Here is a 13844-nt window from a genome sequence, read left to right on the forward strand (position 1 = left end):
GTTCGTCATCTGAGGTGATACTTCCTGCCGTTGGTATTCGGGTCGGTGTTGTCGCTTGTCGAGAACATCAAGGCCGGGCCGAAGTAATTCCAGGTGTCCCGGTAAAATGCGAAGCGGCCGGCACCCTTGTCGATGATCTCTTGCTGGGCGGTGTTCGCGGGGCCGAGCAGCCGGTCGTCTTCGTACAATCGGGCAGTCTCGAGCGTGCCGTCCACGTATTTGACGGGGATGAGATACGCATATCCCTTGTAAAGACGGAAGGCGCCACGCAGCAGGTTCCTGTCGATCGGACTCGGAGGAACCAGAAAAAGGAATGCGCTCGACGCCAAGGCAAAGAGCGTCGATCCGATCACGATGCGCGTGCTGGCAGATGTCCTCAACGATACTTTTCCCTTGGCTCTTGCTTGCGAAGCATCCCGCCTTCTGTAGCGCGCGCCTGCGGCGCAGACAACCGACCGCCCGCCGCCACGCCTTGTGGCGAGTGGGATCTGGCTCGCGATATTTCCGCATCGAACGACAATCAGATTGTCGCCGCACGGCCGGCTGATCGGCCCAGGACTGCCATCAGCACCGTCGCGACGGCGCAGCACGCGAGCGCAACCTCCCAGCCTCCGGTCGCATCATGGGCAAGTCCCGCGAGCGGCGGGCCCGCAGCGGCGAGCGAGTAGCCGAGGCACTGCGCCATGCCCGACAGCGCGGCCGCCTGCTGGCTGTGCGAGGTTCGCAGGCTGACGAATGTCAAGCCGAGGATGAAGGCTGCACCCGCCCCGAAGCCGAACAGCGCGACCCACAGCATTGCGAGCGACGGACACTGCCACAATCCCAGCAGCGAGAGGCAGGTCGCAAGCGACACGGCGATCGCAATCCCGCGCTGGTCCTTCATGCGCCGGACCATCGGCCCGAGGATCAGGCCGGGGACCGCGGTCGCCAATTGCAGCACACCGTGCAGCGTACCCGCCGTCGCCGCCGGGTAGCCTGCCTCCACGAGGATGGCGGGCAGCCATCCGACGATGATGTAGAACACCAGCGAGGTCAGGCCGAGGAAGCCGGTCACCTGCCAGGCGAGCAGCGAGTGCCAGATGCGCCCGCGATGCGGCGAGGAGGCCGGCTCGACTGTCGGGGCCGAGTGCGCCCCCAGCTCGGGGTGCCCAGGCCATCAGCGCCACCAACGGAAAGATCAGCGTGCTGGCAAGCGAGAGATGCCAGTTCGATCCCAGCAATTGCGCGAGTGGGATGGCCACGACCGATGCGAGCGCCTGGGCCAATGCGGACGTGATCGCGTAAGCGCCGGTCAGGCTGGCGATGCGAGTCGGAAAGTCCCGCTTGAGCAGGCTCGGCAGCAGCACATTTCCAACGGCGATTCCGGCACCAATGGTGGCGGTGCCCGCGAACAGCGCCCAGACCGGACCGGACGAGCGCAGCGCGATCCCGGCCGCGATGACAAGCAGCGCACCGAACAGCGACCGCTCGATGCCCCATTCGCGCCCGAGCACAGCTGCAACCGGTGAGATCGCGGCGAACGCCAGCAAGGGCAGCGTCGTCAGGATTTCCGGCCTCCGCCGCGCTGATCCCGCTGGTCTCACCGATCATGCCGAGCATCGGCGCGACGCCGGTAATGGGCGCGCGGAGCGTCGAGGCGATCAGCAGGATCCCCGTCAACAACAACCCCTGCCCGCCCAGCGTGCGCATCGGCGCAATCATCGTCATCGCATGCTCCTGGCCATTTGCATCGCCAGGTTATCGACTTGGCTGCCGGAAGAATTTACATATCTGTTCTATCAATCGCCAAATTCGGTCACTCGACAGGTTTCCGGCTCCCTTATGGGCTTTCAACTTCGCTATCCCTGGCCGGACCTTGATCCGGATGACGTCGCGGCAGCGGCCATCGCCGTGCGCCTCGACGTCACCGAAAACAAGGTCGAGGCGGCCGAGCATGCGCACCGGAAGGGGCAGCTCGTCTTTGCGCTCGGCGGCGGCGTGATGTGCCGCGTTCCGAACGGGTTGTGGATGGTGCCGCCGCATTGCGGCGTCTGGCTTCCCGGCGGCACGCGCCACACCAATATCGCGACCGCCAATGCGCGCATCTTTTTCGTCTTCATCGAGCCCAGTGCCGCCGACCTGCCCGACCGCTGCTGCACATTGTCGATCTCACCCTTGCTGCGTGAGCTGATCATCGAGCTTTCCGACCGTATGCAGCAGGACCGCGGCAGTGAAATCCTCGTTGCGCAATTGCTGCTGAGCGAATTGCCGCGCATGCCGCTGCAGCAGCTGCATCTGCCGATCTCGCCCGAGCCACGCTTGCGACGGATCGCGGCAGCGCTCGCCGACGATCCGGCCGATCGCCGCACGATGGCCGAATGGGCCGAATGCGTGGCGCTGAGCGAGAGCAGTCTCGCGCGGCTCATCCTGAGGGAAACCGGCCTGACATTCGGACGCTGGCGCCAGCAACTGCATTTGATCGTCGCGTTGCGCGAGCTCTCCGCCGGCGCGAGCGTTCAGCAGGTCTCATCCGAACTCGGTTATGAATCCGTCACAGCCTTCATCACCATGTTCAAGAAGGCACTCGGCAAGCCACCGGCGAAATATCTCAGCGATATCATGCAAGGTAGCGGCTCGGCGTTCGCGGCCGGCGGGCGAATTTAGGAACACCGGCCGGCAACGGACGTTTTCGACATATCGGGCGAACGACAGGCGAGCCGCCCGCGCCAAGCCAATGCATCGAGGATGCCAGATGCCCTACGCGTTGTTCGATCGCGACAGACAGATCGACAAGGCTTTTCCGACGGAGAAGCAAGCGTGGGAACACGCACTGATCTGCGGACTAATCTTCGACGTTCCGGTCGCGGATGAAGCGCCGGGCCAGGTGCTGCCGGCCGGCTATCACATGAAGCGAATTCCCGGCGACAGCGAAGTCTTCGAACCGGCGCCCGAATGGAAGTTACCGAACGAAATTTCGTGATCGGCCCGCGGCAGGGTTGCCGGTTGCGATCGTGACGTTGCGCGATAAGTAACGCCGAACCAGACCAACAATTCAGGATGAGCGCATGGCCGAAACCGGCAAGATTTTTCACGTTCGCTGCGTCGACAACACGTTGCAGCGGGACACGCTCTCGCTCGGACGCGTCTACGAGGTGACAAAGGATATCGAACGTGACGGCTATTACGAGCTCAGCGGATTGGGCCGCTTCAGCCGGTCCAGATTCGAGGTCGTCGAGCCGAACGACGACACGGCCGAAGTCCGGCGGACGTCTCGATCAAAATAGACAGGAGAGCGCGATGCCCAGAGGCGACAAGTCGAGCTATACCGACAAGCAGAAACGGCAGGCCGAGCACATCGAGGAAGGCTACGAGACGCGTGGCGTTCCGGATCGCGAGGCCGAGCGGCGCGCATGGGCGACCGTCAACAAGGAGACCCACGGCGGCAAGAAGAGCGGCTCCGGCCGAGGCACGCGCGAGGATCATTCCCCGTCGCGCAAGGGCGGCAAGCTCGGCGGCAAGGCGGCCGCGAGCCGCCCCGCGGCGGAGCGGTCGCGCTCGGCGAAAAAGGCGGCACGTACCCGCAAGCGCCGGGCCGCCTGACCGGCCGCGGGCGCCCCCACAGACAGCAAGACAATACCCCACGCCCGAGCATGATCCGGGAAGTGCGCAGCGATTTTTCGAAAAAATCATGCTCAAACAATGAGCTAGAACGCGATGACGACGGCACCCGATCTCATCGCGCGTTAGGCGACGGCTCGCAAATGCGTGATCGGGCGCCACCACCGGTTGCCTTCATTTCGGCACCTATCGGGAACAGGCTGTCGGCCCAGGAAGCAAAAGCGAAGCAAAGGCGGCCACCGCAGGGGGTGCCTGCAATTGACGTATCGGTCCCATAGCAGTTGGCAGGACGTGGATCTGCGCAATCTCGTCCGGGTCATATCGGCCTGCACCCTCGGGCTTTGGGCATTTGCGGCCGGCCTCCTGATCGGGACCTTCCTGCTTTGATGGATCAGCGCGGCACGCGCCGCCTTCCTACCCGCCGCTCAAGTGATGCGCGGCGACGAACAGGACGAGCGCACTAAGCACCAATGCCGATGTAGCGCCGGCAACGCTACGCGCGAGTTCAGCCTTCGAAAGATTGGATCTGGTTGCCATTGCAGCCTCCCGTTCGCGCGAGCTGAGCCACAGCCGCTCCGGCGGTCAGGCTCGCTCATGGAGACATTCGCATCACCAGGATGAACGCATCATGAGCAAAACGAACCGCCGGCGCCTCTGTTCCAAAATCTGACCCAGTGGATCGCTTTCGGAACCCGGGCGTTGACCGCATGCGGCAAGCCGGCCGAGCCGCGCCGGAATTGGAAATCGGAGATGCCATGGTGATCCGCTGGGGGCGGCTTCAACCGGCGATTTGGGCGACCGTCATCCTGCTCGTGAGCATCACGGCAGCCGACGCTGCCGGCGACAAGGCGAGCAAGCCATCCGAGTTCATCCTGCTCGTCCAGATCGCGCTCCTGATCGCGGTCGGGCGCGGTCTCGGCGAATTGATGCAGCGGATCGGCCAGCCCTCCGTGATCGGCGAACTGCTCGGCGGCCTGTTGCTCGGACCATCGCTGTTCGGCTGGTTGTGGCCGTCGGCGCACGGCGTGATCTTTCCGCCGTCCGGCGAGCAGAAGGCGCTGATCGATGGCATTGCGCAGTTCGGCATCCTGCTCCTGTTGCTGCTGACGGGCATGGACACCGACCTCAAGCTGGTGCGAAAGGTCGGCCGCGCCGCGATCACGATCTCGGTGGCGGGCATCGCGGTGCCGTTTGTCTGCGGCTTCGTGCTCGGCGAATTCCTTACCGACGGCCTGCTGCCGTATCCCGAAGCGCGGCTGATCGCATCGCTGTTTCTCGGCACGGCGCTGTCGATCTCCTCGGTGAAGATCGTCGCCGTCGTGGTGCGCGAAATGAACTTCATGCGCCGCAATGTCGGCCAGATCATCGTCGCCAGCGCGATCATCGACGACACCCTCGGCTGGATCATCATCGCTGTCATCTTCAGCCTTGCCTCGCGCGGCAGCCTCGACATCCTCTCGGTCGCGCAGGCGCTGTTCGGCACCCTCGCCTTCCTCGCGGTCAGCTTCACGATCGGCCGGCGGCTGGTGTTCCGGCTGATCCGCTGGGCCAACGACAATCTGGTCTCTTCGGCGGCGGTGATCACCGTGATCCTGCTGTTGATGAGCGGGATGGCGATGATCACGCATCTGATCGGCGTGCACACCGTGCTCGGCGCCTTCATCGCCGGCGTGCTGGTCGGGGAATCCCCGATCCTGACCCGGCAGACCGACGAGCGGCTGCGCGGGCTGATCTCGAGCCTGTTCATGCCGGTATTCTTCGGGCTTGCCGGCCTCAGCGCCGACCTCACGGTGCTGAAGGATCCGTCGCTGCTGGGGCTGACCGCGGCGCTGGTGCTGATTGCGAGCATCGGTAAATTCGGCGGCGCCTTTGTCGGCGGTGCGCTCGGCGGGCTGACCCGGCAGGAATCCTATGCGCTGGCGAGCGGCATGAATGCGCGCGGCTCGACCGAGGTGATCATCGCCACCATCGGCCTGTCGATGGGGGTGCTGAGCCAGACCATGTTCTCGATGATCGTGACCATGGCGATCCTGACCACGATGGCGATGCCGCCGATGCTGCGCAGCGCGCTGGCGCGGCTGCCGCTCGGCCGGGACGAGAAGGAGCGGCTGGAGCGCGAGGAGTATGAGCAGCGCGGCTTCGTCGCCAATCTCGAGCGGCTGCTGCTCGCGGTCGACGAGAGCAGCAATGCGACATTCGCCGCGCATCTCGCCGGCCAGCTCGCCGGCGGGCGCGGTCTGCCGATCACGGTGCTGCATGTCGGCGCCAACGCCAAGCTGCAGGAGAAGAACCGTGCCGATGAGGAGAGCCCCGAGGCGGCGGTCATCAACGCGGCCAAGGCGAGCGCCGAAGCCGAGGCCGACGGCGGCGGCAATGTCGACGTCATCAGCCGCGCCCGCGAGGAGACGGCGGCGGAGGCGATCGCCGAGGAAGCCAAAAAAGGTTTCGACCTGCTGGTGGTCGGCATGGACGCGGTCGCCGGCCCCGATGGCGGCTTCGACCGGCGGCTCGACGACCTGACCTCCGGCTTCGACGGCCCGCTGGCGATCGCGGCCGCCAAGGGCGTGCACGAGAAGGAGCCGACGGCGAATGCGCGGAAGATCCTGGTGCCGGTCTCGGGCAGCAACGTGTCGCGGCGCGGCGCCGAGGTCGCGATCGCGCTGGCGCGCCTTTCGAGCGAGCCGCTGCAGGTGGTCTACGTCTCGACCACGCGCGACAAGGGCGCCCGCCGCACCAGCCCCAGCATGTCGCTGGCGCATGAGGAAGCCATCCTAAAGGACATCGCGGCGACCGCGGCGCGCTACGACATCAACGTAACGACGCGGCTACGTGCCAACACCGCACCTGAGGTCGCGATCCTGCAGGAAATCGCGTCAAGCCGGGCCGACCTCGTCGTGATCGGCGTCGACCGCATCCAGGGCGACAGCCTGAATTTCGGCAGCATCGCAGCGGCCGTGCTCGGCAAGTCGAAGGCGTCCGTGCTGCTGGTGTCGGATGGCGACGTCAGGCCCAAGACCTGAAACCCGAAGACTTGAAGCCCGAAGACCTAGAACAAGGACCTGAGGAAGGAGGTTCGAAGCGTGAGCGCGTCCGCGCCTACCACTCTTCCGGACAGGGATCGACGATCTTCCAGAGATCGATCCCGTTCTTGATCTTCTTCATCTCGGTGGTGAGCCCGCCATTGCGGCGGATCCAGTCCTTCACCGTATCGGGGTAGTAGGACATCAGGTCGGAGGTGCCCTCGAGGCTGGTGACCTTGATGCCGAAGGTGAAGGCCTTGTCGTAATAGGCCTGGTGGAAGCCGATGCTGGCCCGCGGCGTGACGCAGATCTTGTTCAGCGGCACGATGCCGAACACCAGCGTGCAGGCCGAGTTGCAGATGCCGTCGATCACGACGCGCTCGCGGCGCTCGCGGATCTGCTTGTACTTGGCCTTGTACTCCTCGACATAGCCGCCATGGTCGCGCGTGATGTGCAGCACCGCCTGCGCGGGCGTCGCGGCCAGAACCGAGAGCAGCAAGGCGACAAGGGGCGTGATGCGCATGGATCGTTCGAAACCGCGGGAAAGGCCGGGCCCGGGCGGACCTGACCGCAAGACTCTGGCCGGACTGTGTTGGCAATCCGTTAAGCATCCGCAAAAAGGCAAAATTTGGCGCGCTGTGACTGATTTCCCGCAGCTTTTGGCCCCGATTCCGGGTTAAATGGACCCCGGGGCGGCCCACAATGCCGATTCCCGTAAATGACCGGAGGCCGCTCATGACCAAGACCAAGCTTTTCGCCGCCCTCGCTCTGGCCGTGATGGCCCTGACCCCGGCGGCTGCGGCCGACCTCACGGCCCATCCGCGCCACCACCGGCATCACCACCACGCCCATTGGGGCCTGCCCTACCACATCAGCTATCTGCACAATTACGGCCCCGGCCCGACTGCCGGCAGCTTCGCCTATTACGACGGCTCCCCGCGCAACAAGTGCTACCAGAGCGCGGCCGCCTATATCGGCCAGGACCACCGCCGGCATCCCTGCTTCTGACGGCTATAAGGGAGACGGCGGGACGTGCCGGCACCGCTGGGTGCCGCGCTCCGTGCCTGCCTGCTGGCCCTCCCCGCCCAAGTCTGATAATCGACCCGCAACGCGCTCGTAGCTCAGCTGGATAGAGCATCGGATTTCGATTCCGAGGGTCGGGAGTTCGAATCTCTCCGAGCGCGCCAGCGATTTTACCGATAGATCAATAATTTAAGCCGCGCTCATTTCGTTCTGAGTGAGCGTTTTCGCGTTGCGAGCCAGCTCAACTCGCTGCAAGTAAAATCAACGCGCCACCAGCCGCTACAAATCACTCCGCGCAACACGACGGTTTAGCGTCTGCTCTGGAAAGCGATGCTGCAAGATGAGAACGGCCCCGACGCCGCGCGCCGAGGCCGCCCTTGTGGCTCCCAGCCGGGTTTGGGGGTATGAGAGCCGGGAGCCGGAAGACACTACTTCCCAAACCACCGCTCGTTCCTGCCGCAAATAGCACCAATAGGGATTACCTCCCGGCCAGGCTCGCCGAAAAACGATATCAGAATTGGAGTGATGGTATCGGCCGCCCTGCCGACGAGAGGGACGGTTAGCAAATCGGCAACTAGATCGGCGCAGGCTTCTCTGAGGGACGGGACCGTTGGGGACGCAGCACGGTCACGTTTCGGAGGAGCTGACGTGTAGGCCCTGGCGTCGGCTCCTCTCTTAGAAGCTTGTGTGGGTTCGGCAACAGCCGTCTCTCCGCGGATCTGCTAAGGAAATGACACTGGGAATTTCAGGGCCCTAGCGCTGGGAATGACAGGGCGCCGCCGGGACAAACCATTTCGGGCCCGGCGGCGTAGCTTTTAGGTCGGCGTCACAGTATCGATGCCGAGCGATCCGAGCACCGCGCGAGCTCGATCCGGCAGCCGATCGTTGCAGCGATCCTGCCGCGAAACCATTTTCATCAGCGGACGAAACCGGGCGGAAACAATTGACCGGTACCACTTGTCCCAAACAATAATGGGGAAGTGTCATGATGGAAGCAACCATTGTCGCGCTGCTGCTCCTCAGCGCCGCCGTGTTTTTTGCCCACGCCTACAACGCCCTGCATACGCATTGACGGGATCGGCATCATTTAAGTGTGCGTACCGTCCACCAGGGTCTGTGGACTTGCGCGAGCCATCGACCGCGCCCTAACCCCGCCCGTTCTTCTCCCCGAACCACCGCCGGCACGCCCGGCTGAAGCTCGTCGCATCGGTGTAGCCGAGCGCGGCCGCCATTTCGTCACGCGATTGGGTGCCGGCCGCGAGCATGATCCTAGCGCGCTCGCGAAGCACGCCGTCGAGCAGCGGGCGGAAGGCGCTGCCGGTCTCGGCGAGCCGCCGCACCAGCGTTCGCCGCGAGGTGCCGATGAGGCGCGCGGCCTCCTCCTCACCGAGACGCTGCGGCAGGCGCGCCGCGATCAGGCGCTCGACGATCCCCGCCAGCGCCGTGGTGTCGGGCTGCGGATTCTCGATCGCCTCGAGCGCTTCGATGGCCTTGGCGTGCAATTGCGGATCGGCAAACGGCGACGGCCGCGCGCCAAGCGCTTTCGGCACCTCGAAGATGAAAGCGGCAGCGTTGAACTTCACCGCGCAGGAATAATGCTCGAGCAGCCGCGCCGCGCCCGCAGGCGGCGGCCAAGGAAATTGCAGCGTCGCCTCACCGATCGCATCCTCGAGCAGCTGCACGTACACGGCGTGCACGTTGAGGCTGACCGCCAGCGCCACGGCGTGCCACAGCGCTTCGTCCATCGCGACGGCGGGAGAGATTTCGATCTGGATCGCGCGCGCTGTCTTGCGCAGCCGGTTGCGGACGAAGGGCGCGCGGGTCGACCCGAAGCGCGCGCCGGTCGCCAACGCATCCGCGATGGTCGGCGCCGTCCTGGTCGCGACATCGAGCGCGCCTTGCAGCGATGTCGACCACACCGCCGCGGCCGACAACGGCCACAGCTCGCCATGCCGGCGGGTGATGTTGGCCGCCAGCACCACCAGCGAGGATACCGGCATGTGAGCGCCGGGCTGGTCGAGCGTCTCGAGCCGAATTCCGGTGCCCTTCAGCAGCTCGTCGCGATCGCCTTGCGTCTGGCCAAATGCCCGCACCAGGGCCCGCGCATAGGCCGCGGAGACTGGCGTGCGAAGGGCATCGGATTCCGATCCGTGCATGGCGTCGGCGACCTCCCCCTCGCGAACGTCCGGCCGAACAAGCTTGGCGCAAAATGCCACAAAATTGGCCTGTTGTGAACTGGCGGCGCAGGCCCGCCTGGCGGCATGCTTGGCCCAACAATGGCGAACGCCGCCTCGCAAGAGATGCTGGAGGGAATGCGATGATCTTCACGGGCACCAATGCTGCTGGCGAAACGATCACCTACCGGGACGGCAAACGCTATCTCTGGATGCTCTCGTTCATTCCGCCGCTGATCCCGCTGTTGTCCTACTGGCTGTTCCTGCGGACGCACAATCCGCTGGTGACGCTGATCCCGTTCGTCTTCATCTTCATCCTGATCCCGCTGCTCGACGTCGTGTTCGGCGAAGACACCCACAATCCGCCGGCGGAAGTGGTCGCCGCGATGGAGGCCGATCCCTATTACCTGCGGCTCGCACGCGTCACCGTGGTGTTTCCCTGGATCAACTACGTCGCGCTGATCGCCTTCTTCGGCACCCAGGATCTGCCGTGGTGGTCCTATGTCGCCTTGCTGCTCGGCGTCGGCACCATCAATGGCGGCGCGCTCCTGATCGGGCACGAGCTCGGCCACAAGCCGGATAGGCTCAACATCCTGTTCGGCATGCTCGCCAACTGCGCGGTGGGCTACGCGCATTTCCGCGTCGAGCACAATCGCGGCCATCACACTTGGGTTGCAACCCCCGACGACCCCGCCAGCGCGCGCTTCGGTAAATCGATCTACGCGTTCGCAACGCGCGAGCTGCCGGGTGCATTCAAGCGCGGCTGGCGCAACGAGGCGGAACGGCTGACCCGCCGCGGCGAGCCGGTCTGGTCGATCAACAACGAGATCCTGCAGGGCTTTGCGCTGACGCTCGTCGTCGCGGCCGTCCTGATCGCGCTGTTCGGCTGGAAGGTCGCGCCGTTCATCGTCGCGCACCATTTCCTCGGCTGGTACGCGCTGACCCAGGCCAACTATGTCGAACACTACGGGCTGCTGCGCGAGAAGCTGCCGAACGGCCGCTACCAGGCGGTCGAGCCGCGCCACTCATGGAATACCAACCACATCGTCTCGAACCTGATGACGTTCCACCTGCAACGTCACTCCGACCACCACGCCAACCCGATGCGCCCCTACCAGTCGCTGCGCGATTTCGACGACATCCCGCGGCTACCGAACGGCTACACCGGCATGTTCGGGCTGGCGGCAATCCCGCCGCTCTGGTTCCGGGTGATGGACCCGAAGACCCTGGCCTGGGCCGGCGGCGACAAGAGCAAGCTGAACCTCCGCGATCGGCCCGCGAGCTCGTGATCGCGGCGATTGCCCGGCTCCCGGTCCTACATCTGGGCCGAGCGCCGCTTCATGGCGCCGATGCCGAGGAATGAGCCATTCACCGACGGATACTGGCTGGTGAATTCGAACGTATCGAAGCTTGGCGCTTCCAACTGCTTCAGCGCCTTCCAGAGCAGCGTGGTATCCGGACAGGCCTGGGAATGGATGTCATGATGCACGATGATGCGGGCGTGGGAACGCACCAGCAGATGATCCTGTAGCGCACCGCGCAGGCTGTGATCGCCGTCGATAAAGACGAAGTCGGGCTTCAGCCGGTCGACATGCGCACCGACCAGCGGCGAGGTCGAAAAATCCTGCATGTAGATCGGCTCGATAGCGGCCTGCTGCTGCTGCAGATCGAAATAAGTCGAGATAAAGGGCGTCGGCGCGATCAGATCGAGTGCAATCACGGTCTTGAGGTCGGCGCCGCTGTTCCTGAGCCACTCCGTCACCAGGATGAACATGCCGCCCCAGCGGCAGCCGATCTCCATGTATGAGGAGATGCCGGACGCATTGCGCGCAAGCCAGGCGAGATATGGCGCAAGCTGGTTCGGATATTGCCAGAGGTGGAGGCCCTTGCCGAAGTTCGGCGCCAGCTCCGGCGGCTGCTCATGAAGCAGTTCGTCATTGAGCCCCATTGCAGGGATAAATTCGCGTTCGAGGAAGTCCACATCCAACCGCTGGGCCGAGGTCAATGACCCGATGGTATCGATCGCCTCGCGGACGAAAGGCGCAAGATCGGCGAAACGCTGGTATCGGTCGGCTTGGGTGTGCTGGGCGTTGAGCATCGGGCAATCAGATCGGAGGGCGGACGGGAGACCGCTGGTCGTCGCGCCTCCAATCATTGAACGGACCAGGCAGCCGTCTCGGGCGCAAAATCTTGCGTTCGGTGCCGAATAGCCGCCCGTTCGCACGGCGCCGGGCGAGCCGCTCGGCACAGTGCTTCGAACCCGCAGCCTGCTCCGCTCTCACCCGCTCGGAATCTCCGCCGCACCGCCTCCACGCCGGCATCGGTCACGTTGTATCGGCGCCCCATCTCCGGGACGATCCAGCCCTTCTCGATCATTCCGGCAATGGTGCTTGGGCCGACGCCCGCGGGAAACGGACGGCGGTTGCGGATCGCGTCGATCGCGACCCGCTCGAGATGGGTGGCGACATGCGAGGGGCGCGCGCGAAACGCCTTTGCCATAATCAGGACCGACAGGACCTCGGCGCGCCGGCGCACGGCCGAAGCGCTGCGGGTCAGTTCGTTGCTGATCTCGAGAGCGTTCTTGCCGGCCCTGGCGAGTTCTCTGAGCTTCTCGTCCTCGTCAGGGCTCCAGCGCCGCACGATCCCCATCTGCCCCTCACCGCCTGGATACCCATCTCAAACCGATGCATACGCAGGCGGCGCTGATTTGCCATGTGACTTTCGGCACCTCTTGATGCGACGTCGGGGCTGTCGCCATCGGGACGGCCGATCGCGGGTGCCGCGCGATGCAGCGCAAAGAGCATGATCCGATTGAATCGGATCATGCTCTCAATCCCCATGCTTGGTGGCGTTTTGCTGGCGCGAACCGGTCTCCACTTCGCGCGAAAACGCTTCAGTGCTTGCTGGGTTCAAGCGCGATGAGCACGCCGGTCGGCTCGGGCTCGTGCGGCCGAAGCGACGTCAGTTCCGGATCGCTCCACTCGGCGAGACTGACGACTTCGCCGGTCTGCCCCGGCATGTCGGAGGTCTGGGCGGGTTCGAGCACCTTGAGCCCGCTGGTGTCGACGAAGAATGTGTGCTCACCGAACACGCTGTTCAGTTGCGCCACGGCCGGGTGATCGTCTGGAAGCACCTGGGCATTCAGTTGCGTCATGGTCTGCTTGACTTGCGTGGAATTGAGTTTCATCCGCTGCTCCTTCTCGTTGGTTCCGGCCGCGATGGCTTCCTTGACAGGTTTCCTTGACAAGTTTTCCTTGGCTGGTTCCTCCCCGCCCGCACCCCACATCGGGGGCTTCAAGGTCTCGAACCGATCAGGCACCGAAACGTTCCGCACGCGCGACGCATTGACCGCCTGCGCAGCGGTTCCCCGCGTATCAGATGTGAAGTGCGACCCTGAAGTCACGCCCATCGCTACGAGACGGGAGGCTTCTTCCTTGCGAGTCCTTCCAGATGCACGCGGCGTGCGGCGGATTTGCGCGCGCGCTCCCTGGTGCGGCAGGCCCGGCAGCGCACCGCCGCGGTAAATACATCGCCCTTGGCGGTCTCGTACCACCATTTCTGCTGCAACGGCGTCCAGACCTCGGCAACGCCGCAGTCCTTGCAGATGAAGGGCTCCGGTCGATAGGTTCCGCGCAGCACGAAATCGGGAGTCGAATAGCTGTTCGATGGCGCGAGCCGCGTCGTATCCACGGCAACCTCGTCGCGCGCCAGCGCAATCTTGTAGTCGCGGAGACGTTGCCGTTCAGCGGCGCGTTGCGCCTGGATGCGGCGCCATTCCTCGGCCTTGCGCCGCCTGGCTTCGATCTCTCCGTTCGTCTGCTTGCTGCGTTTCACGGCGGCACATCCGTCTGGGTCGAATGCCTTCGGCGCATCGACGAAGTAAATACCGGGCAGCACGACCTCGTCGATGATGACGTCATTGATGCGCTGCCGTCCTGCCGCCAGCTTGTCATAATTGCCGCAACATTGCGCGACGACAAGGTCGCGTGCGGGGAACACGTAGAGGCGCTGACGGCCGTCCGCGGCGGAT

Annotated in this window: 15 protein-coding genes and 1 tRNA gene; 8 read left to right on the top strand and 8 right to left on the bottom strand. The window is 64.6% G+C overall.

Features of this window, described 5'->3' with window-relative positions; translation table 11 throughout:
• Positions 1–5: 5 nt before the first annotated feature.
• Both ACSKB9_RS06460 and ACSKB9_RS06465 read right to left on the bottom strand, forming a co-directional pair.
• Positions 6–380, bottom strand: coding sequence for a hypothetical protein (locus ACSKB9_RS06460; RefSeq protein ID WP_438072081.1), 375 nt, complete (start codon positions 378–380; stop codon positions 6–8).
• 140 nt (positions 381–520) lie between these two features.
• Positions 521–1054: an MFS transporter gene (locus ACSKB9_RS06465; protein WP_438072082.1), complete on the bottom strand. Its 534-nt coding sequence runs from the start codon at positions 1052–1054 to the stop codon at positions 521–523.
• A gap of 767 nt (positions 1055–1821) precedes the next feature.
• Here ACSKB9_RS06465 and ACSKB9_RS06470 point away from each other — a divergent pair.
• From ACSKB9_RS06470 to ACSKB9_RS06490, 5 genes are all read left to right on the top strand, one after another.
• Positions 1822–2643 carry an AraC family transcriptional regulator gene (locus ACSKB9_RS06470; RefSeq protein ID WP_438072084.1) on the top strand — a complete coding sequence of 274 codons (822 nt, stop codon included), beginning with the start codon at positions 1822–1824 and terminating at the stop codon, positions 2641–2643.
• 100 nt (positions 2644–2743) lie between these two features.
• Positions 2744–2959 carry a hypothetical protein gene (locus ACSKB9_RS06475; protein ID WP_438072085.1) on the top strand — a complete coding sequence of 72 codons (216 nt, stop codon included), beginning with the start codon at positions 2744–2746 and terminating at the stop codon, positions 2957–2959.
• Between the two features lie 85 nt (positions 2960–3044).
• Positions 3045–3263 carry a hypothetical protein gene (locus tag ACSKB9_RS06480; RefSeq protein ID WP_057015855.1) on the top strand — a complete coding sequence of 73 codons (219 nt, stop codon included), beginning with the start codon at positions 3045–3047 and terminating at the stop codon, positions 3261–3263.
• Between the two features lie 13 nt (positions 3264–3276).
• Positions 3277–3579: a hypothetical protein gene (locus ACSKB9_RS06485; protein WP_050385697.1), complete on the top strand. Its 303-nt coding sequence runs from the start codon at positions 3277–3279 to the stop codon at positions 3577–3579.
• 773 nt (positions 3580–4352) lie between these two features.
• On the top strand, positions 4353–6617 hold the full coding sequence (locus tag ACSKB9_RS06490; RefSeq protein WP_438072087.1) for a cation:proton antiporter domain-containing protein: 2265 nt from the start codon (positions 4353–4355) through the stop codon (positions 6615–6617).
• Between the two features lie 76 nt (positions 6618–6693).
• Here ACSKB9_RS06490 and ACSKB9_RS06495 read toward each other — a convergent pair whose 3' ends face one another.
• Entirely contained in the window at positions 6694–7140 is a 447-nt protein-coding gene (locus tag ACSKB9_RS06495; protein ID WP_438072089.1) for a hypothetical protein, read from the bottom strand.
• A gap of 212 nt (positions 7141–7352) precedes the next feature.
• On the opposite strand from ACSKB9_RS06495, the gene ACSKB9_RS06500 reads away from it, so the two are divergent.
• Both ACSKB9_RS06500 and ACSKB9_RS06505 read left to right on the top strand, forming a co-directional pair.
• Positions 7353–7625: a hypothetical protein gene (locus tag ACSKB9_RS06500; RefSeq protein ID WP_076831273.1), complete on the top strand. Its 273-nt coding sequence runs from the start codon at positions 7353–7355 to the stop codon at positions 7623–7625.
• A 102-nt stretch (positions 7626–7727) separates the two neighbouring features.
• A tRNA-Arg gene (locus ACSKB9_RS06505) sits at positions 7728–7804 on the top strand.
• Positions 7805–8785: 981 nt separating this feature from the next.
• Here the strand turns inward: ACSKB9_RS06505 and ACSKB9_RS06510 are convergent.
• Positions 8786–9796 carry a helix-turn-helix domain-containing protein gene (locus tag ACSKB9_RS06510; RefSeq protein ID WP_438072091.1) on the bottom strand — a complete coding sequence of 337 codons (1011 nt, stop codon included), beginning with the start codon at positions 9794–9796 and terminating at the stop codon, positions 8786–8788.
• Between the two features lie 161 nt (positions 9797–9957).
• On the opposite strand from ACSKB9_RS06510, the gene ACSKB9_RS06515 reads away from it, so the two are divergent.
• Positions 9958–11103 (top strand): alkane 1-monooxygenase, encoded by a 1146-nt coding sequence (locus tag ACSKB9_RS06515; RefSeq protein WP_438072093.1) that lies wholly within the window; start codon positions 9958–9960, stop codon positions 11101–11103.
• 26 nt (positions 11104–11129) lie between these two features.
• Here the strand turns inward: ACSKB9_RS06515 and ACSKB9_RS06520 are convergent, their stop codons facing one another.
• The 4 genes from ACSKB9_RS06520 to ACSKB9_RS06535 all read right to left on the bottom strand — a co-directional run bounded on the left by ACSKB9_RS06520 (position 11130) and on the right by ACSKB9_RS06535 (position 13813).
• Positions 11130–11912 carry a hypothetical protein gene (locus tag ACSKB9_RS06520; protein WP_438072095.1) on the bottom strand — a complete coding sequence of 261 codons (783 nt, stop codon included), beginning with the start codon at positions 11910–11912 and terminating at the stop codon, positions 11130–11132.
• A 53-nt stretch (positions 11913–11965) separates the two neighbouring features.
• Positions 11966–12463, bottom strand: coding sequence for a hypothetical protein (locus tag ACSKB9_RS06525; protein ID WP_438072097.1), 498 nt, complete (start codon positions 12461–12463; stop codon positions 11966–11968).
• A gap of 244 nt (positions 12464–12707) precedes the next feature.
• Positions 12708–13001, bottom strand: coding sequence for a hypothetical protein (locus tag ACSKB9_RS06530; protein ID WP_016846480.1), 294 nt, complete (start codon positions 12999–13001; stop codon positions 12708–12710).
• Positions 13002–13225: 224 nt separating this feature from the next.
• On the bottom strand, positions 13226–13813 hold the full coding sequence (locus ACSKB9_RS06535; protein ID WP_438072098.1) for a zinc-ribbon domain containing protein: 588 nt from the start codon (positions 13811–13813) through the stop codon (positions 13226–13228).
• Positions 13814–13844 lie beyond the last annotated feature (31 nt).

Source organism: Bradyrhizobium sp. BR 1433 (genome assembly GCF_051547665.1).
GTDB lineage: Bacteria > Pseudomonadota > Alphaproteobacteria > Rhizobiales > Xanthobacteraceae > Bradyrhizobium > Bradyrhizobium australafricanum.